This is a genomic window from Segatella copri (assembly GCF_019249795.2).
Classification (GTDB): Bacteria; Bacteroidota; Bacteroidia; order Bacteroidales; family Bacteroidaceae; genus Prevotella; species Prevotella copri_B.
Map to the genome: position 1 here is coordinate 103,703 of NZ_CP156892.1, position 19,144 is coordinate 122,846.

The 19,144-nt window shown below is 47.7% G+C and carries 16 protein-coding genes; 8 read left to right on the forward strand and 8 right to left on the reverse strand.

Annotated elements, in window-relative coordinates; translation table 11 throughout:
- Positions 1-208 precede the first annotated feature (208 nt).
- From proS to KUA48_RS13455, 3 genes are all read left to right on the forward strand, one after another.
- A complete protein-coding gene (gene proS / locus KUA48_RS13445) occupies positions 209-1,690 on the forward strand; it encodes a proline--tRNA ligase (RefSeq protein WP_118151921.1) in 1,482 nt (493 codons plus the stop codon).
- A gap of 47 nt (positions 1,691-1,737) precedes the next feature.
- On the forward strand, positions 1,738-2,160 hold the full coding sequence (locus tag KUA48_RS13450; RefSeq protein WP_218431759.1) for a hypothetical protein: 423 nt from the start codon (positions 1,738-1,740) through the stop codon (positions 2,158-2,160).
- Positions 2,161-2,316: 156 nt separating this feature from the next.
- Positions 2,317-2,709: a hypothetical protein gene (locus KUA48_RS13455; RefSeq protein WP_118151925.1), complete on the forward strand. Its 393-nt coding sequence runs from the start codon at positions 2,317-2,319 to the stop codon at positions 2,707-2,709.
- Positions 2,710-2,764: 55 nt separating this feature from the next.
- On the opposite strand, the gene KUA48_RS13460 is transcribed toward KUA48_RS13455, so the two are convergent.
- From KUA48_RS13460 to KUA48_RS13485, 6 genes are all read right to left on the reverse strand, one after another.
- Entirely contained in the window at positions 2,765-3,634 is an 870-nt protein-coding gene (locus KUA48_RS13460) for a helix-turn-helix domain-containing protein (RefSeq protein ID WP_218431758.1), read from the reverse strand.
- A gap of 103 nt (positions 3,635-3,737) precedes the next feature.
- Positions 3,738-5,432 (reverse strand): MFS transporter, encoded by a 1,695-nt coding sequence (locus tag KUA48_RS13465; protein ID WP_118253517.1) that lies wholly within the window; start codon positions 5,430-5,432, stop codon positions 3,738-3,740.
- 32 nt (positions 5,433-5,464) lie between these two features.
- Positions 5,465-6,577: an HlyD family secretion protein gene (locus KUA48_RS13470; RefSeq protein ID WP_118253515.1), complete on the reverse strand. Its 1,113-nt coding sequence runs from the start codon at positions 6,575-6,577 to the stop codon at positions 5,465-5,467.
- A 98-nt stretch (positions 6,578-6,675) separates the two neighbouring features.
- Positions 6,676-8,004: a TolC family protein gene (locus KUA48_RS13475; protein ID WP_022120934.1), complete on the reverse strand. Its 1,329-nt coding sequence runs from the start codon at positions 8,002-8,004 to the stop codon at positions 6,676-6,678.
- 205 nt (positions 8,005-8,209) lie between these two features.
- Positions 8,210-9,649: an amidophosphoribosyltransferase gene (locus tag KUA48_RS13480; protein ID WP_118253514.1), complete on the reverse strand. Its 1,440-nt coding sequence runs from the start codon at positions 9,647-9,649 to the stop codon at positions 8,210-8,212.
- Positions 9,650-9,857: 208 nt separating this feature from the next.
- Positions 9,858-11,609, reverse strand: coding sequence for a phospho-sugar mutase (locus tag KUA48_RS13485; RefSeq protein WP_218431757.1), 1,752 nt, complete (start codon positions 11,607-11,609; stop codon positions 9,858-9,860).
- A 242-nt stretch (positions 11,610-11,851) separates the two neighbouring features.
- Here KUA48_RS13485 and KUA48_RS13490 point away from each other — a divergent pair, with 242 nt between their 5' ends.
- The 3 genes from KUA48_RS13490 (at position 11,852) to uvrA (ending at position 15,646) form a co-directional block, all read left to right on the forward strand.
- On the forward strand, positions 11,852-12,172 hold the full coding sequence (locus KUA48_RS13490; protein ID WP_022120939.1) for a DUF4491 family protein: 321 nt from the start codon (positions 11,852-11,854) through the stop codon (positions 12,170-12,172).
- Between the two features lie 79 nt (positions 12,173-12,251).
- Positions 12,252-12,722, forward strand: a complete 471-nt coding sequence (rlmH, locus tag KUA48_RS13495; RefSeq protein ID WP_022120940.1) for a 23S rRNA (pseudouridine(1915)-N(3))-methyltransferase RlmH — start codon at positions 12,252-12,254, stop codon at positions 12,720-12,722.
- Positions 12,723-12,748: 26 nt separating this feature from the next.
- Positions 12,749-15,646: an excinuclease ABC subunit UvrA gene (gene uvrA / locus KUA48_RS13500; RefSeq protein WP_218431756.1), complete on the forward strand. Its 2,898-nt coding sequence runs from the start codon at positions 12,749-12,751 to the stop codon at positions 15,644-15,646.
- A 265-nt stretch (positions 15,647-15,911) separates the two neighbouring features.
- Here the strand turns inward: uvrA and KUA48_RS13505 are convergent, their stop codons facing one another.
- Positions 15,912-16,049, reverse strand: coding sequence for a hypothetical protein (locus KUA48_RS13505; protein WP_181992797.1), 138 nt, complete (start codon positions 16,047-16,049; stop codon positions 15,912-15,914).
- A gap of 181 nt (positions 16,050-16,230) precedes the next feature.
- Between KUA48_RS13505 and KUA48_RS13510 the strand changes: the two genes are divergently transcribed.
- A complete protein-coding gene (locus KUA48_RS13510) occupies positions 16,231-18,276 on the forward strand; it encodes a VapE domain-containing protein (RefSeq protein ID WP_218431753.1) in 2,046 nt (681 codons plus the stop codon).
- A gap of 308 nt (positions 18,277-18,584) precedes the next feature.
- Positions 18,585-18,794, forward strand: coding sequence for a DUF4248 domain-containing protein (locus tag KUA48_RS13515; protein WP_006846942.1), 210 nt, complete (start codon positions 18,585-18,587; stop codon positions 18,792-18,794).
- Positions 18,795-18,982: 188 nt separating this feature from the next.
- Here the strand turns inward: KUA48_RS13515 and KUA48_RS13520 are convergent, their stop codons facing one another.
- On the reverse strand, positions 18,983-19,120 hold the full coding sequence (locus KUA48_RS13520) for a hypothetical protein (RefSeq protein WP_153073787.1): 138 nt from the start codon (positions 19,118-19,120) through the stop codon (positions 18,983-18,985).
- Positions 19,121-19,144 lie beyond the last annotated feature (24 nt).

Sequence of the window (19,144 nt, forward strand, 5' to 3'; positions counted from 1 at the left end):
TTTTTGTATTTTTGCATGCAAATTTAAGGGTATTTGTCGAAATAGAGCTAGGAAATCACCTATTTGGGGGTGGAAAATCCCTAAAAGTAGGATTTCAGACACCTGCAGACAGATAAACTGCCGGCAGCAGATGATGCAGGTTCAAGCTTATACCTTAATATATATATAACAGAAGAAATAAAAAACAAAATAAATAGAATAAAGCAATATGGCTAAAGAACTCAAGAATTTAACCAAGCGCGCTGACAACTACAGTCAGTGGTACAATGATTTGGTAGTAAAGGCTGATCTCGCTGAGTTGTCACCAGTTCGTGGTTGTATGATTATCAAACCATACGGTTACGCTATCTGGGAGAAGATGCAGCAACAGCTCGACAAGATGTTTAAGCAGACAGGTGTACAGAACGCATACTTCCCTCTCCTCATCCCGAAGAGTTTCTTCTCTCGTGAGGCTGAGCACGTGGCAGGTTTCGCCAAGGAGTGTGCCGTAGTTACCCACTACCGCCTCCGTTCTACAGAGGATGGCAAAGAGGTTGAGGTTGATCCTAACGCAAAGCTCGATGAGGAGCTCATCATCCGTCCTACTTCTGAGACCATCATCTGGAACACCTATAAGAACTGGATCCATTCATGGCGTGATCTCCCTATCCTCTGCAACCAGTGGTGTAACGTAATGCGTTGGGAGATGCGTACCCGTCCGTTCCTCCGTACTTCTGAGTTCCTCTGGCAGGAGGGTCATACCGCTCATGCCACTAAGGAAGAGGCTGAGGCAAAGGCTCAGGAGATGCTCAAGGTTTACGCTGAGTTTGCTGAAAACTACATGGGTGTTCCTGTATTGCAGGGTGTGAAGAGTGAGACTGAACGTTTCGCAGGTGCTCTCAACACCTATACCATCGAGGCAATGATGCAGGATGGCAAGGCTCTCCAGAGTGGTACTTCTCACTTCCTGGGTCAGAACTTCGCCAAGAGTTTCGATGTTACCTACTTGAACAAGGAGAACAAGCCTGAGTACGTATGGGCTACTTCATGGGGTGTTTCTACCCGACTGATGGGTGCCCTCATCATGGTTCACAGCGATGATAACGGTCTCGTATTGCCTCCAAAGCTGGCTCCTATCCAGGTGGTTATCGTTCCTATCAACAAGGGCGACGAGCAGTTGGCTCAGATTACTGCTAAGTTGCAGCCTGTCATCGACCAGCTCCGCGAGTTGGGCATCACCGTGAAGTATGATGACAACCCTGCCAAGCGTCCTGGCTTTAAGTTCGCTGACTATGAGTTGAAGGGTGTTCCTGTTCGTCTGGCTATGGGTGGCCGTGACTTGGAGAACAACACCATCGAGATTATGCGCCGTGATACCTTGGAGAAGGAGAACGTAAGCTTCGACGGTATCGTTGAGCGCGTAAAGAATATGCTGGAAGACATCCAGAAGAATATCTTCGAGAAGGCTCGTGCTTACCGTGATGCTCACGTTTATGAGTGCGACAACTACGAGGAGTTCAAGAAGCGTGTGAAGGACGGTGGTTTCTTCCTCTGCCATTGGGACGGTACAGCCGAGACCGAGGCTAAGATTAAGGAAGAGACTCAGGCTACCATCCGCTGCGTGCCTTTCGCTTACGAGCAGACTCCAGGTGTAGATATGGTAAGCGGCAAGCCAGCTGTAGCCCGTGTCATCATCGCAAGAAGCTATTAATCATCCCTGGTGTCGGGAGTTCATCCTGACACCATAATATATTTAATATGAGGCAGTTGATACTATACATCCTTTTTCTGGTATCCATGGTCTTCTCAGGCTATGGAGAGGTATCTGCTGCCCCTATTTCTTTTACTCCCGAGGATTCTTATACCGAAGATGCAAGCCATAAGAAAGATGGTTTGGCGAAGGTTGAGTATGACAAGAACCAGCCTGAGGCACAGCTTGAAAACGCCTCACAGCTTGCTTACCGCATCTGTAGCAGCCGTCCGCAGCGCTTATTGCCAAGTGGCAACATGCACAACAGTCAGACTGCCAGTAGATTGCTTACAAATAGAATCCGTTATTTATCATCCCTTTTATCAGCTATAGAAGGTGGCATGGAGCCTTTCCGACAGGAAACTGCCCCAATCCACTTTGATGTCGCCTGCAAGTATTATGTCATTTGCCTGCGACGTCTGCTCTGTTAGTGCTTATTCTTTTCTCTTTTTAAAATTTCATATAGGTTTATCGCATCTTTCCTAAGATTTGCGATAAGACTGGTTACACCCCTATTCAAAACAAAAAACAGTTCAATATATATTATTTTTCAAGAATTAAGAATAAGCAAATAACAGTATAAAATTATGGCAAAGATTAATCATTTAGAGATGGGTGCTGATGTTTTGGCACTCCAGGATGTACAGGTAAAGAAAGGTTTCATGGGTTTGACTGTCAAGCTCATCTATCAACCTACCAACAGTGTGATTAAGATAAAAGAGAAAGAATATTCTGTAGAGGATGGAAGAAAGCTTGAGAACATCCTCAGTGCAGCCCCTAAGGATGTAGAAACAGCGATCAGCAAATTCCCTGTTTCAGCCATCAGCATGGGTAATATGAAGTTACAGGCTTGCATCTCTGACGACCACCAGTTTGTTGCCACACAGCTCCTTGCCTTCAAGGATTTCAGTTACAAGCCGGTTACAGAGATGAAGACCTATACAGGAAAGACAGCCGAAGCTTTCGCTCAGTTGTTTTAGTTATATCACAGTTTCGGGACAGGGGACAGAACAAATCCTCTGTCCCTTTTTTATTTTATAGATATAGGATGAAATCTCGGTTCATTCCCTCTTCCCAATTACGGTAATGCTTAGGCGACAGACCGGTATGTTTCTTGAAGAAGGTTCCGAAGGCTGAAGCATTGGGAAAACTGAGTTCATTGGCTATCTGCTGTATCGTCTTCGTGGTGTTCTTCATCAGGTAGATACTGCGACGGATCATCGCCTTGAAAAGCAACTGCTGGACCGTCTGACCGCAAACCGACTTGACCAGTACCGACAGATATTTCGGTGTAAGACAGAGTTCGTCTGCATAGAAAGCCACACTGCGCTCACGCATATAGTTCTTCTCTATCAGCAGCACCAGCGACTCAAAGATGGCAATCTTCCGTTCCATCTCCTTGCCGGCAGCCTTGAACGATGCCGAGAAGATGCTGCACAAACGATACGTAACAGCCATCAGTAACAGTTTCTGCTCATGCACACAATATGCATCCAGTTCACCACTCTTCTCTTTTTCCAACTCCAGTTTCCTCAGCATCAGGGCATAGGAAGTGAGCATATCCTCATAGCCCGTCGTCCTGACATGGCAGGGTTTGGGATAAATCGTAGCATAAAGACGCATGGTAACCACGGTATTACCCAACATGTGACGAATCTGTTCAGCACGGTAAAAAAGAAGGGTATATTTGAGGTTCTTGCCCGTTTCCTGCACATGAAACATCACTCCTTTGGAGAGGAAAACGGTTTCACCCTCAGATGCAACAAAGGATGTTCCGTCTACACAGAAACGGAACATCCCCTGATGACAGATTACGATTCCGACATAGTCGGAGTAGAAAGGCTGCATCAACAGCTGAGGAAACTCATGAGCCTCATATATGATGATATTATCTGTTATTTTCATGATGAATATGAATCTGTTATCTTCAGATTTAACTGCGAAGATAACAAAAATATCCATTCATCAGATGAGCAGCCTGTATCTTTTATGATATTTTAGCACTCCACTACCTTCTTCCCAGGGATTTCACATCTACATTCTTCAGCAGATACTCACGCGTCAGTTCCCCGATATTGCGCTTGCGCCAAGGGAGAACGAGCATCAGTCCGGCACACAGCAGACAGCCGTAGAAGGTCCAGCCTGCCATCTCCTTGATGCTCACCAGCGTGGCCTGTACCTGTACCTTTCCCTTCGTACTCATGGCAGCCATATTCTGTGCCTCGGTTACACTCTTGCCCTGATATTGCATGCCTCTCACCGTCTGGTCGTAAGTCTTCGCCGTCTCGATGTTCGTGCGGTCGTAATCCTGGGCAAAGCGGGTTACATAATACTGCTGTCTGTGCTGAAGCACATTGGTATAGAGCGCAGAGCCGATACAAGGGGCAATGACCATACGAACGGTAAGCATGATGCAAACCCAGGTTGACATGAAGCGGTAAGGCATGCGCTGGTTGGCTATCGTGGAGATGAGCGAATAGAGCAGCATCATTCCTGTAGAACGGATGATGATAGGCCATTTCATACGTTCATACATGCCGTCGTTCTGTACCTCGAAATACATGTACAGCGCATAGGCTCCGATAAAGAGGAAACCCAGACAGTACATCCACTTCAGGTGAACATTCTTAGCTCTGGCGATAACTGCAAATATCAGTCCCACGGTGTAGCCCACCATCACCCAGTTGCCTAGCGTGGCGTTCTGCCAGTTATCTATCTTCATACTCACATTGGTGAACACGTTGACAAACATGGCACTCGAATTGCAGACCATCAGCAGGAAGAAGAGCAGGATACCGTAGTTGATGACCCTGAGCTGGAACACCTCCATGATGAAATAAGGTGAACGCCGCGTCTTCTCCAAATAGATGAACAGAGCGGTAAAGATAAGACAGACCACCGAAGAGAAACGGATGGTAGGATCATCAAACCAGTCGAGCGTCTTACCGAAAACCATGACATAAGCAAACGAACAGAGCATGATACTGAACACCGTAACATTGCCAAACTTCGACATCGTTATCGGGAACTTAGGCATCGGATACTTATGATAAGGCATGGTGAAGAACACGATGATGATGCCTGCCAGCATGAATGCCATCATGAAATGATAAACATACTGCCACTCATAAGCATAGGCAAGCCATGCCGTTAGCCAGGTTCCCAACTGTCCGATAATCATGAAGAAGAGATAGATGACCGGCTGCGACACCATCTTCTCCGAATCTACCGCATCCCATGCTTCCTCGGTAGTAGGCTCGCATCCCGGAGTGATATTCCTCGTAGCCTCTATTCCGAAACCATATCTGATGAGCACGAAGAGATGCGCCATCAGCAGCGTCTGACGGACAAAACCCATCAGCAGACTGCACAGTCCGAGTATAAACAGCGAGTCGGTCTGGGCACACACGAAACTGAGGATAAAGAGAATGGAGAAGCCCACGATGCACATCATCTTCTCTCTACGTATGCACACCAGATCATAGAAGAACGGCGAGAAAGCCGCCATTCCTATCGAGGTGCAGAAGCCAGCAAAGGCGATGTATTCCGACTGGATGCCGAGTCCGCTCATCATCTCGCCGCTGTTGGCAGAATAGACGCCACTCATCGTAATCATCGGCACGAAGAGGATGATCATGAAGATGATGCCGAGCGGTTTGGGCACCCAATCATAAAACGGATAATTCTTATATTCTTCTTCCATATATTACTTCATTTCCATCTAGCTGTTTTTTTTTACTTTCTCTCAGCCTTGACAACCACCATCATGCCGGCAGCAAGATGCTCATTATCCTCTTTGCTGAGGTTGTTGAAATCGATTCTTACAGGCACACGCTGCTGAATCTTGACAAAGTTGCCAGCCGAATTATCTGTAGGTACCAGCGAATATTTCGAACCGGTAGCACCAGAAATGGCGGTCACCGTACCCTCAAACTCCTTGTTACTGATGGCATCTACAGTCATACGCACCTTCTGTCCTACATAGAGATTCTCTATCTGGGTTTCCTTATAGTTGGCAATCACCCATTTGTTGTTGGTTGGAATGATGTAGGTAATGGTGGTTCCTGCATTCACCATCTGTCCCTCCTCGATAGAGCGGCGACCCAGTTTGCCGTCACAAGGAGCCACAACCACACAGTAAGAGAGATTCAGCTTTGCCATCTCTACGGCTGCCTCGGCACGCTCGATGGAGGCAGCCACATTCTGCTTGCGGGTAGTTACCTCATTTACACCCTTATAGGCAGCAGCCTGCTGCTTCTTTACCCCTTCGAGTTTCTTTCTGGTGGCTGCATATTCTACCTCCAACTGTTCGAGCTGGATAGGAGTAGCCGCCTTCTTTTCTACCAGGTTGCGATAGCGTTCGCAGTCCTTGGCGAGTTTGGCAAGTCGTACATTTATTTCATCGATAGATGCCTGATAGATAGAAGCTGATGTCTCGGTGGTCTGCTCTGTAGCATTGATGACATTGGCTCCTGCCTTGGCATCCTTGAGGGCTGCTTCAGCCTCCATCAGACGGATACGATACTCCCGGTCGTCGAGCACAAGGAGGGTATCTCCCTTGTGTACTTCCTGATGTTCTCTGAAGCATACCTTGGCGATATAGCCGGATGCACGGAGATTAACCGGTGAGATATATTGTTCTATCTGAGCATCATTGCTCGTTTCGTTAGAGTTATAATCGAGGAAGAGGCATACGATTTTCCAGAGTCCGAAAGCCAGGATAGCAACACCTATCAGGCTGGCGATAATCTGTCTTACGCGCTGCTTCTTCAGTTTCTTCCTGGTTTCTTCGTGAGATACCTGTGTAGCCTCTGCTGTTTCTACATTTTTATTTTCGTTCTGTTCCATAGTTTTATTGTAATTTGGAATCAGGGAATATGAAGTAAAGTTTTTTACATCCCGTTTTCCTGTTTATATTTTATTTCTTAATGATTTATTCTTCTCCGTTATTTAGCAACCGAAATCTGGTTGAGCTGTCCAGTCAACTTGAGCAGCGAGAGATTGGCAACTTTATAGCGATAGTAGGCTGTGAGATAATTGTTCATTGCCTCGCTCATACGCATCTCGTCCTGCAGCACCGCTGTCATCGAAGCCACACCCTCCTTATACTGGTCGGCTGTTACGTTGTAAACATCCTGCGCCATGGTATAATTATCAAACTGCTTCTTGTAGTTGCGCTGACTGTTGTTCACCTCGCTCACCGCATTCATATAGTTTGCCTGCAGTCCCTTCAGGGCGTCCTCGTAACCGATGCGTGCATTCTCCTCCTCTATCTTCGCCTTTCTGATTTTAGAACGCTTTTCAAAACCATCGAATACAGGCACTCTCAGTTGAATGCCCAGACCATTGGAACCATACCAGTGGTTTGACTCGCCCGAATGAATCCAGTGATCTATCCTATCGGTAAAGGCAGAATACATCAGGTTTCCGGTCAGCGAGAGCGATGGCAGATAGCCGTCCTTGGCAAGTTTGGTCTGCTTCTGGGTGAGCAATTTCTTCTGTTCCAGCAACTGGAGTTCGTAGAGTCCCGTATCCAGTCCGTCAGCCTTCACCATCTCAATCTTTCCCGGATCTACGGCTGTCACCTTCATCTCCTTCTCGGCAGGATAATCTATCACATACTTGAGCATGGTATACTGCTGTTCGAGCATGGCGATGGCGTTATCGCGCTGCACGGTGAGGTTCTCGATATTGAGATTCACTCGCTTCAGATCTACCTCCAGACTCATCTGGTTATCATAGAAAGCCTGGGTGATGTTTCTGAGTTCTACCAGTCGCTTGATATTGTCATCCGTCAGACGAATCTGCTCAGATGTGTTCTGCGCCATGTAATACATCTTGGCAGTCTGCACGATGAGGTCTTCACGCGCCTTCTCATAAGAGAGTTGGTTGAGTTTATCGGCAATCTTGGTGATATCGATGGCGGTAAGAATCATCTGGTTATACAGCGGCATCTGCAATTGTACACCCGCCGAAGCATTATACTGCAACGTCTTGGTTACATTATAAGGCTTGCCGTAAGCCGAGCCGTCGGTAACCGAAACAGGCGGCGTAAAGTTGTCGTTGAGCTGTGCCACCGCATTGATTTGCGGATAGAGTTTAGCCTGATTTTCGCTGATAGCGTACTTTCCCTTAGCTATTTCGTTTCGGCTGCTCTGGAGCGACAGGTTGTTATCCACTGCCATCTGCAGGCACTGGCTGAGCGTAAGCGTCTCCTGTGCGCCAAGAGTATGGAAAGCTCCGAGCGCGAAACATAAGATGATTATTTTCTTCATATCTTCTTAATGATTTCTATTGATTTACGTTTCATTTATTATCTGGATGCAAAGGTACAGCTTTTCGGTGATAAAAGACTATTCACATCTTATCACAATATGTTCAAAATTTCCGAAAATAACAATAAAAATAGGTCTAGCAACACCGCGCTAAGCGGGATCACTAGACCTATCTTCTTATCTATCAAGAACTTATATTCTTATTTTAGTCTTCATCAGCAAACTCATTCAGAGTATATGCGCTGCTGCCATCAAAGCAATGGGTACATACCTGGCACTTTGGAAGACCGATGGCCTCTACCAGCTGCTCGATGGTATTGAACTTCAGGGAAGTCAAGCCCAACTGGTTAGCAATCTCATCTACCATTCTCTGATACTCAGGAGAACCGGTGGTAGCGTATTTCTCAAGATTCTTGTTGGCATCACCCTCAAACTTCTCAATAATACGGCGGGTAATCAGCTCCATGTCACTCTTGGAAGAAGTGAAGTTGATGAACGGACAGCCGTATACCAATGGAGGACACGCTATACGCATGTGGCACTCCTTCAAGCCAGCCTGGTCGAAAAGCACCTTCACATTGTCGCGAAGCTGGGTACCACGAACGATACTGTCATCACAGAATAACACACGCTTGCCCTTCAGCATCGCCTTGTTAGGAATCAGCTTCATCTTGGCTACCAGCGAACGCATGCTCTGGTTGCTTGGAGTAAAACTGCGAGGCCATGTAGGCGTATACTTGGCAATACAGCGCTGGTAAGGCACACCCTTGCCGGCAGCATAACCCATCGCCATACCCGTACCTGAATCAGGAATACCGCTGCAGCAGTCTACCTCCACATCATCGGTCTTGGCGAGATTAAAGCCGTTGGTAAAACGCGCCTCCTCTACATTCTTGCCCTCGTAGGTAGATGTAGGGAATCCGTAGTAAACCCAGAGGAAAGAGCAAACCTGCATCTTCTTGTTGGCAGGACGGATCTGCTCCATGCCATCAGCTTTAATCTTCACGATTTCGCCTGGTCCTACCTCATATGCTGTTTCATAATCGAGATTAGGGAACGAGGTGGTTTCGCTGGAAGCCGCATAGGCTCCTTCCTTCTTGCCGATGATGATTGGAGTACGTCCCCAACTGTCGCGCGCACAGATGATGCCATCCTCGGTAAGGATCATCATGGTGCAGGAACCTTTGATGTGATGGAAAACGTTTTCGATACCTTCTCTGAAGGTTTTACCCTGAATAATGAGCAGAGCCACCAACTCAGTAGGATTGGTACTACCCGAAGACATTTCAGCAAAGTGCATGTTCTTTTCGAGCAGAAGCTGAGTAAGTTCATCCTTGTTTACTATCTTAGCTACAGTGCAAATGGCAAAGCGGCCAAGATGAGAGTTCATGATGAGTGGCTGGGCATCTGTATCGCTAATCACGCCGATGCCCGATGTAGCTCCTTCAAACTTGTCGAGTGTAGATTCAAACTTCGTTCTGAAGTATGAACTTTCCAGATTGTGGATAGAGCGCACGAAGCCCTTCTCACTACTGTAGGTTGCCAAACCGCCCCGGCGTGTGCCGAGATGTGAGTTGTAATCTGTGCCGTAAAAGAGATCAGCGACACAGCTTTTCTTGGAAATAGTTCCGAAAATGCCTCCCATAAGAGTATAATTCTATGTTATAATTTTGTAATATGGGTGCAAAGATAAATAAAAATCAGAAAATACGCAAGTCTTTTTGCTTTTTTTCTATAAAAACATGATTATGAGGGTAACTTGCTACCCTATTTCGAGAAGAATAAACGGCTACTGAAACGAAAAGCGCTCCGGCAATAATTACCGGAGCGCCATGATATGATTTCCTATGAAATTAATCCAACTTCAGGCTCTTCTTGATAGCCTCGATCTTATCCATTGCAGCAGCTATGCAGCGGTTGTAGCAACCAGCGCACTTGAATGAAGGATCCTTAACCTCTATATAGAACTTGATCTTAGGCTCTGTACCTGATGGACGGACACTTACCTTGGTGTTGTCATCGCAGAACCACTGGAGTACATTGCTTGTAGCAGGCATATCGAGCTTCTCTACGCTGCCGTCAGCATGCTTAACCTCCAAAGACTGATAGTCCTTCCAGGTTACCACCTTGCTGCCACCCAACTCCTGTGGAGGGTTGGCACGAAAGTCTGTCATCATCTGCTTAATCTCGTCAGCACCGGTCTTACCTGGGCGAACTACATTTACTGTGAACTCCTTGCTGAAGCCATACTCTGCATAAATCTGCATCAGGAGGTCGTAGAGAGTCTTGCCCTGATCCTTAGCCCATGCTGCAATCTCGCAAATCAGACAGATAGATGCAGGAGCATCCTTATCGCGTACCTTATCGTATGGCAAGAAACCGAAGCTCTCCTCACCACCACCGATGTACTGCTGCTTGCCCTCAGAGATAGCAATCTCGCGTGCAATCCACTTGAAACCGGTGTAGCAATCGCGCAACTCTACGTTGTTCTTCTTGGCAATTTCAGCGATAACTTCTGTTGTTACGATGGTCTTTACAAGGAAGTCTGTTGGCTTCAACTTGCCCAACTTCTTCTTGTTCTCAATGATGTAGTAGCAGAACATCATGGCTGTCTGGTTACCATTGATGATCATCCACTCGCCCTTGTCGTCGCGGCAAACGATGGCCAGGCGGTCAGCATCTGGGTCAGTAGCAACCACGAGGTCAGCGTTCAACTTGGTACCGAGCTTCATACCGAGAGTCATAGCCTCTGCATTCTCTGGGTTTGGAGAAACGACTGTTGGGAAGTTGCCATCTACAACCATCTGCTCAGGAACTACATTGATGTTCTGGAAGCCCCAAGAACGCAGACAGAGAGGTACGATGACACGACCTGTACCGTGCATAGCTGAATAAACGATGTTGAGGTCTTTCTGACGGTTGATGACATCCTGGTCAATCATAGCAGAATGAACGGCTGTCATGTAGTCGTAATCCATCTCACCACCGATAATCTTGATCTTATCCCAGTTAGCCTCAAACTTCACCTGGTCGATAGTAACCTTGTTTACCTCCTCGATGATACCTGTATCGTGTGGAGCCAGAACCTGAGCACCGTCGCTCCAGTAAGCCTTGTAACCGTTGTATTCCTTAGGGTTGTGAGAAGCTGTTACGTTGACACCAGCCTTGGCACCGAGCTCACGGATAGCGAAAGAAATCTCTGGTGTAGGACGGAGGCTCTCGAAGAGATAAGCCTTGATGCCATTGGCAGAGAAGATGGCAGCTACGGTCTCAGCGAAGAGACGGGAATTGTTACGGCAGTCGTGACCTACCACTACAGAAAGGTTCTCCTCACCTGGGAAAGCCTTGAGGATGTAGTTAGCAAAGCCCTGTGTAGCCATACCAACGATATACTTGTTCATGCGGTTGGTACCTGCGCCCATGATACCGCGCAAACCACCAGTACCGAACTCCAAGTTCTGATAGAATGCATCAACGAGAGCAGACTTGTCCTCTGCGTCGAGCATTGCCTTTACTTCCTTACGGGTTTCTTCGTCAAAAGCAGGTGTAAGCCACTGCTGTGCTCTTTCTTCACACTGCTTGATCAATTCTGCGTTATTAGCCATAGTTTGATTATATTATGTTATTAATTAATTCTTATCGAGAAGGATGTGCACGAAAACAATGCATAATTTCTCTATTTGCGTACAAAGTTATATAAAAATTTTGATAAACCAAGCAAGAATGAAGTTTTTTTTGTATTTTTGCACATTGAAATGGAATTGAAAATAGAATAAAGCTCATATTTAGCAATATTATATTGGTAAGATAGCAAAGTTGAATGAACAAAATATAAAAACAATAGAATATGGAAGTATATTACACGGGCGTCATCATCGCCGTATCCACCTTTTTAATAATAGGTATCTTTCACCCTATCGTCATGAAGACGGAATATTATACGGGCACCCGCTATTGGTGGGTTTTCCTCGTTGCAGGCATCATCTGCATAGGAGCTGCCTTTCTGGTTGCCAACGTGCTCTTCTCTGCCATACTGGGCGTAGTAGGTGCTTCATGCCTTTGGAGCATCGGTGAACTCTTCGAACAGAGACAACGCTGCGAGAAAGGCTGGTTCCCGAAGAATCCGAAAAGAATAGGAACAGGATATTACAGGGACGAGAAGAAGTGAAGAACGAAGAAACAACGTTCGACGGACGAAGTGAAAGTCAATTCAAGTGTAAAGTGTATAGGAAGAAAACGCCAACGAAATGAAGACAGAACTCATTCTGGTCGGAAAGACCGTAAACAAGCATTTCATTGCGGGCATCAAGGATTATGCCGAGCGCATCACCCATTATATGCCTTTCAATATAACAACCATTCCTGAGCTCAAGAACACCAAGAGTCTCAGCGAACAGCAGCAGAAGGAACGGGAAGGAGAACTGATTCTGAAACTCCTCCAGCCTTCGGATACGGTGGTGCTGATGGATGAACATGGACAGGAATTCCGAAGCATCGAGTTTGCCAAATGGATAGAGCGCAAGCAGGCCACGGCAAGAAGGCTCGTCTTTGTCATCGGCGGTCCTTACGGTTTCTCACCGTCTGTCTACGACCGCGCCAACGAGAAGATTTCCCTCTCCAAGATGACCTTCTCGCATCAGATGGTGCGCCTTATCTTTACCGAGGCGCTCTATCGCGCATGTACTATTATAAAAGGTGAACCTTACCACCACGAATAAAGGTAAAAAAGTTAAAAGGTAAAAAAATGGGGAAAGATAAATATATAGAAATAAAAGGGGCAAGAGCCAACAACCTCAAGAATATCGATGTGAAGATACCTCAGGGCAAGTTTGTTGCCATTACGGGTGTCTCGGGATCGGGAAAATCATCGTTGGCTTTTGATACCTTATATGCTGAGGGCCAGCGCCGCTATGTGGAGTCGCTCTCTTCGTACGCACGCCAGTTTCTGGGACGTATGAGCAAACCGGAATGTGATTTCATCAAAGGATTGCCACCTGCCATCGCCATCGAACAGAAAGTGATTTCGCGCAACCCACGATCTACCGTGGGCACCAACACCGAAATCTACGAATACCTGCGACTGCTCTACGCACGCATCGGAAAAACCTATTCGCCTATCAGCGGACAGGAGGTGAAACGCCATACTACCGAAGATGTACTCGCCTGTACCCGACAGTATTCCCAGGGTACCAGGTTTGTCATCCTCGCCCCTATCCACGTCATCGAAGGGCGCAGTCTGGGCAAACAGCTGGAGATGTACAACCAGGAAGGTTACGCGCGTATATATATAAAAGGTGAATTCGTGCGTATCGAAGACTTCATGGAGCAGGCGGATAAGGAACTGCTGGAAGTAAGCGGCGACAAACTGAGAAAGAGAATGCAACAGAAGGATGAAGAAATCTTCCTGGTCATCGATCGTGCTTCGGTAAGCGATGAGAAGGATGATATCAGCCGACTGATGGATTCTGCCGAAACTGCCTTCTATGAGGGAGATGGAGCCTGCCGCCTCGTCTTCCTGCCAAGCAACATCTGCTACGACTTCTCTACCCGGTTCGAAGCTGACGGCATGCAGTTTGAAGAGCCTACCGACAATATGTTTGCCTTCAACTCACCTCTCGGAGCCTGCCCTACCTGCGAAGGTTTCGGCAGCATAATAGGCATCGATGAGAAACTCGTCATCCCGAACACTTCGATGAGCGTATATGACGGATGTGTGGTTTGCTGGCGAGGCGAAAAGATGGGTATGTGGCTCAAGGAATTCATCCGCAGAGCTGCTGAATACGACTTCCCTATCTTCAAGCCTTATTTCGAACTGACTCAGCAGCAGAAGGACTGGCTGTGGCACGGTCTGCCTGGCGAGAAGAAACGCAAACAGCAGGAAAGGGTGAGCATCGATGAGTTCTTCAGAATGGTAAAGGAGAACCAGTACAAGATACAATACCGCGTGATGCTGAGCCGATTCCGTGGAAAGACGATTTGTCCTGACTGCCATGGTACCCGACTCAAGAAGGAAGCCAACTATGTGAAGATTGGCGGAAAGAGCATCACCGAACTGGTTGAGATGTCGATTGTGAACCTGAGCGAATGGTTCAGGAAACTGGAACTCTCGGAGCATGAGAAGGAAATCAGCAAGCGTCTGCTCACCGAAATCACCCACCGCCTGCAGTTCCTCCTGGATGTTGGTCTGGGGTATCTTACGCTCAACCGACTCTCCAACACCCTCTCCGGCGGTGAGAGTCAGCGCATCAACCTGACCACCAACCTGGGCTCATCGCTCGTGGGTAGCGTATATATCCTCGACGAACCTAGTATCGGACTCCATAGCCGCGATACCGCCCGACTGATTAAGGTGCTGAAAGAACTGCAGCAACTGGGCAATACGGTGGTTGTGGTAGAACACGACGAAGAGATTATGCGGGCAGCCGACTATCTCATCGATATCGGTCCCGATGCCGGCAGACTGGGCGGAAGAGTGGTCTACGCCGGTCCGTCATCAGAATATTCAACCACCGACAAGGCTGAACAGGAAAAGCTGCTGGCTGAATATCCGGAGAGTTATACCATCAAGTACCTGACCCACAACGAGGAGATAAAGGTGCCAACGAGCCACCGTGCCTGGAACCAGTATATCGAAATCAAGGGAGCCCGGATGAACAATCTGCGCGGCATCGATGTTAAGATACCGCTCAACGTATTCACCTGTGTAACCGGTGTATCAGGCTCAGGCAAGAGTTCGCTCATCAAGGGAATCCTCTATCCTGCCATGCGTCGCCGTCTGGACCTCGTAGCAGATGCCCCAGGCGAATATACATCGATGGAAGGCGACTGGAAGAGCATCCATCATGTAGAGTTTGTTGACCAGAACCCTATCGGAAAGAGTACCCGCAGCAACCCTGCCACTTATCTGAAGGCATACGATGCGATACGTGCCCTCTTTGCCAACCAGCCACTGGCTAAGCAGATGGGATTCACGCCGCAGTACTTCTCTTTCAATACTGAAGGCGGAAGATGCGAGGAATGTAAGGGTGCGGGATATGTTACCATCGAGATGCAGTTTATGGCAGACCTCACGCTGACCTGCGAGGCTTGTAAGGGCAAGCGGTTCAAGCACGATATCCTGGAGGTTCGCTATGGCGGAAAAGACGTCAATGATGTGCTGAACATGACGGTAAACGAGGCCATCGAGTTCTTCAGCGATGAAAAGTTGCAGCGCAACGAGGGCGACTTCGACAACTGCCGCATCATCGTAAACCGCCTGAAACCGCTTCAGGATGTAGGTCTGGGTTATATCAAGCTCGGTCAGAATTCAAGTTCGCTTTCGGGTGGTGAGAATCAGCGTGTAAAGCTCGCCTTCTTCATAGGTAAGGAAGAACAGGAGCCTACGCTCTTCATCTTCGACGAGCCTACCACGGGTCTTCACTTCCACGACATCAAGCGCCTGCTCCATGCCTTCAATGCCCTGATAGAAAGGGGCCATTCGCTGGTTGTGATTGAGCACAATCTGGATGTCATCAAGTGTGCCGACTATATCATCGACCTCGGTCCGGAAGGCGGCGACAAGGGCGGTAATCTCGTTGTTGCCGGAACTCCGGAAGAAGTAGCTGCCTGCAAGGCAAGCCTTACCGGAAAGTTCTTGCGTTAAATTGAAGTTTCAGGGCGTATTGGGTAATTCCACCCGCACAGGGTGAAAATACGATATCAGTGGAATCCGACAACCGCCGGATTCCACTTTTTAATTTTAAAAAACCAATTCAAAAGAATTATTTATTATAAAAGTAACTATCATCGAAGGCTGCTTCGATAAGTCGTTGCTTTACTCGGGCGTATTCTTCCGGATCTTCGATAAAGTACCGAAGAGCTGAAACAATCCTCACATAAACACTGAGCCGATAATCGCCCTTACCCTTTTAGATTGCAAAAATGTTTTCCTTATGCATCCCAGCATAAAACATCAGATCAGAACCAGATACATGATGGTTCTTCATCACTTCACTCAGAACAACGCCGAAACGGCTGTTGTCTGCAATAAAATTAACAATCTTCATTACTTAATTTTTTTAAATTGTTTGTAATTATTGTATACGAGTTCCCACTACGGGAACTCTTTTTTATTTTCTTTTTATTATCTTTGCACCATGTAAAACAGATTCAACAATCTGCTTACCTATAAGGAAACGAATAACCGATACATATATTGTATAAACAATATAATATTTTTAGGAGATTATGAACATAACAACATTCATTAACATGGCCAGCAAGATTCCTTCACCTGGCCAGTTGGAAGGCCTGGTAACCTTCATGAAGGAAGATGAGAAACTCAGGTTTTTCACCGAGTCTTACCGGAAAACGGGGAATAAGTCGTACAAGCACGATGCACCCCTCTTCGCCGTAGCCTGCATCTTCGAAGGCGGAAAAGGCAAGGACAACATCCGGAGCCTCACACATCTGTCACTGGTCGACTTCGACCACATCACAGAAAAACCGGATGACGGCACCCTGCGCTCGCTCAAAGAGAGAATCTGCCACGATGCCCACACCCTGCTCTGCTACGTTACCATGAGCGGCAACGGACTGCGCGTCATCTACCGCTACGAAGGCGATGATTATCCCGCCGCCTTCGCCATGGGAAACGACTACTACGCGCATCTCATCGGCAAGGAAAGCGATCCGCTCTGCAAGAACATCACAAGGCTCAGCGGACTCGCCTACGACCCCGAAGTCTATTTCAATCCTGAAGCCACAGCCTTCAGCGCCGAGGAAATCAGCCATTTCCATTCAGCTACGCTCAAGACCGCCCAGAAGAAAAAGAAACAGGAACGCATCGCCGACTACTACGAGCAGATCGTCAAACCCAAGCTGGAAAGCGAAAAGATCAGGTACGAACCCGGCAACCACAACCAGTATGTGATGCGGGTGGGCTACATGATGGCTAAGAAACGGTACGACAGGAAAGAAGCCACCCAGTGGGCTATCAGGCAGTTTCCCGAATACGACAGTGTAGAACAGGTGTTCAAGTCGTGCTACGACAACACCACTCACCCACAGAAGATGAAGGCAGAAACCGGAAAGATTCCCTATGCCACCGTAGATGAAATCAAAGACTTCCTCGACGGGCATATCAAACTCCGCTTCAACCTCATCACCCTGCGCTACGAGTATCTGAAGGGGAAATGGCGAATCCTCCAGGACCGCGATCTGAATACGCAATGGAGCAACATGTCGCTAACCGCAAGGGTGAGCAAGAGCGACATGATCAATGTCATCGAGAGCGACTATACCCCGCCCTACAATCCCTTCACCGATTATCTGGAGAATCTCCCACCCTGGCAGGAAGGCGACAAGGACTATATAGCCGAACTCGCTGCCACGGTAAAGATGAAGGGAGACCCCGTGATGCCCTTCTGTGAAGCCCTCAGGAAATGGCTCGTGGCGATGATAGCAGGATGGATAGACGAAGGTGCCGTCAACAATGTCATCCTGGTGTTCATCGGCAGACAGGGCGCCTACAAAACCACCTGGTTCAACTATCTCCTGCCGCCGGAACTGAAGCAATACTTCTATACGAAGGCGAATGCCAGGCGCATGACGAAGGATGATATCATCGCCCTTTCGCAGTATGCACTCATCTGTTATGAAGAGCTCGACACGATGAGTCCATCGGAACTGAACCAGCTGAAGGCTGTGGTAACGATGCAGTATACCAACGAAAGGGCGGCATACGGCCATTATGCCGAGCAGCGCAAGCATATCAACACCTTCTGCGGCACGGGCAACAATCCCGAGTTTTTGAGCGACCCTACCGGTAACCGTCGCTGGCTGCCCTACGAGATAGAGAGCATCCTCTCGCCCCGTGAGCATCCGTTCAATTACGAAGGCATCTACGCCCAGGCTTACGCCCTCTACAAGAGTGATTTCCGCTACTGGTTCACCGATGAGGAGATAGAAAAGCAGAACCGGCACAACCGCGCTTTTGAGGCGCCCAGACTAGAACAGGAACTTGTGGATCTCTACTTCCGAAAGCCAACGGAGGCGGAGACAGGGGAGTTCGTGTCCATAGCCAGAGCGATGCAGATCATCAGTTGCAACATCTCCCAGAAGCTGAACAGTTCGAAACTGGGCAAGGCTTTCAATGATCTCGGATTCGAAAAGATGCGCACCAAGCACAGCCGTGGTTACAGGGCAATCGTCCGTACAGCCGAGGAAATCAAGGCTTACCAGGTATCCGTCTGCATCAACCCACCGCAATGCGATGATGATGCCCCGTTCTAGCCGTTCCTCCAAACCTTCGGTTCCATCCGGTTCAGGGTGACACGGTGACACGGTGACACGAGTTTTTCAACATTTCGCCTCGCACGCGGGCAGGCAGGAACTTTCGGCCTGATTTTTCCTGCCTGCCCGCGCGAGAGTAAATCTTCAGAATTCCCTGTCACCCCTGTCACCCTGTCACCCGGAAGCCAGTTACTTCCGAAACGGAAACCAAGGACTTACGGTGCAAAAGTCAGAGACTTACGATGCAAAAGTCAGTAGCTTATGAACCGCAACTCAATCATAAACCCCTTAAAAAATCAAACAAAACTATGGATTTAAGAAGTTATACCAAGCAAGAGCTAGCTCTTCTGTATTTTCCCGATGCTACTCCAGCAGTAGCCAGTGCTCACCTGATGCGATGGATCCAGCGCATCCCCGACCTTCTCCAGAAGCTCGCCGCCACCGGTTACGGCAAGAACTGCAAGGAGTTCACCCCGATGCAAGTCTCCTACATTCTCTACTTCCTCGGTGAGCCCTAACCCTGTTCCGCCTAATCTGAAAATGAGCCAACAAAAGGTACTTCTAACTGAAGACATCATACAATAGGAAAAAGGGTCTATACACCCTTTTGTCGAGGTGTATAGACCCTTGGAACAACCGCAAAGTATGGGTTGATAATTATGCCAGATATTTTGTAGATCCATTTGGCATAAACCAAAACACAATACTATGCAGGATCACAATCTTCACCAGTGAATCGAACCTGCTCATAGCCTTCTGGCAATGGGTTAGACCCAGCTAATAGAACACAGGAATTTTCCAACTCAACTACAGTGATTGATGGTTTCTGATAATTCTTTTTCATATTCCTTACTTTTTAAATTTTACA

What these genes read in the sequence shown, in the direction of transcription:
- proS (WP_118151921.1), top strand. Translation starts at nt 209, where the DNA reads ATGGCTAAAGAACTCAAGAATTTAACCAAGCGCGCTGACAACTACAGT.
- KUA48_RS13450 (WP_218431759.1), top strand. Translation starts at nt 1,738, where the DNA reads ATGAGGCAGTTGATACTATACATCCTTTTTCTGGTATCCATGGTCTTC.
- KUA48_RS13455 (WP_118151925.1), top strand. Translation starts at nt 2,317, where the DNA reads ATGGCAAAGATTAATCATTTAGAGATGGGTGCTGATGTTTTGGCACTC.
- KUA48_RS13460 (WP_218431758.1), bottom strand. Translation starts at nt 3,634, where the DNA reads ATGAAAATAACAGATAATATCATCATATATGAGGCTCATGAGTTTCCT.
- KUA48_RS13465 (WP_118253517.1), bottom strand. Translation starts at nt 5,432, where the DNA reads ATGGAAGAAGAATATAAGAATTATCCGTTTTATGATTGGGTGCCCAAA.
- KUA48_RS13470 (WP_118253515.1), bottom strand. Translation starts at nt 6,577, where the DNA reads ATGGAACAGAACGAAAATAAAAATGTAGAAACAGCAGAGGCTACACAG.
- KUA48_RS13475 (WP_022120934.1), bottom strand. Translation starts at nt 8,004, where the DNA reads ATGAAGAAAATAATCATCTTATGTTTCGCGCTCGGAGCTTTCCATACT.
- KUA48_RS13480 (WP_118253514.1), bottom strand. Translation starts at nt 9,649, where the DNA reads ATGGGAGGCATTTTCGGAACTATTTCCAAGAAAAGCTGTGTCGCTGAT.
- KUA48_RS13485 (WP_218431757.1), bottom strand. Translation starts at nt 11,609, where the DNA reads ATGGCTAATAACGCAGAATTGATCAAGCAGTGTGAAGAAAGAGCACAG.
- KUA48_RS13490 (WP_022120939.1), top strand. Translation starts at nt 11,852, where the DNA reads ATGGAAGTATATTACACGGGCGTCATCATCGCCGTATCCACCTTTTTA.
- rlmH (WP_022120940.1), top strand. Translation starts at nt 12,252, where the DNA reads ATGAAGACAGAACTCATTCTGGTCGGAAAGACCGTAAACAAGCATTTC.
- uvrA (WP_218431756.1), top strand. Translation starts at nt 12,749, where the DNA reads ATGGGGAAAGATAAATATATAGAAATAAAAGGGGCAAGAGCCAACAAC.
- KUA48_RS13505 (WP_181992797.1), bottom strand. Translation starts at nt 16,049, where the DNA reads ATGAAGATTGTTAATTTTATTGCAGACAACAGCCGTTTCGGCGTTGTT.
- KUA48_RS13510 (WP_218431753.1), top strand. Translation starts at nt 16,231, where the DNA reads ATGAACATAACAACATTCATTAACATGGCCAGCAAGATTCCTTCACCT.
- KUA48_RS13515 (WP_006846942.1), top strand. Translation starts at nt 18,585, where the DNA reads ATGGATTTAAGAAGTTATACCAAGCAAGAGCTAGCTCTTCTGTATTTT.
- KUA48_RS13520 (WP_153073787.1), bottom strand. Translation starts at nt 19,120, where the DNA reads ATGAAAAAGAATTATCAGAAACCATCAATCACTGTAGTTGAGTTGGAA.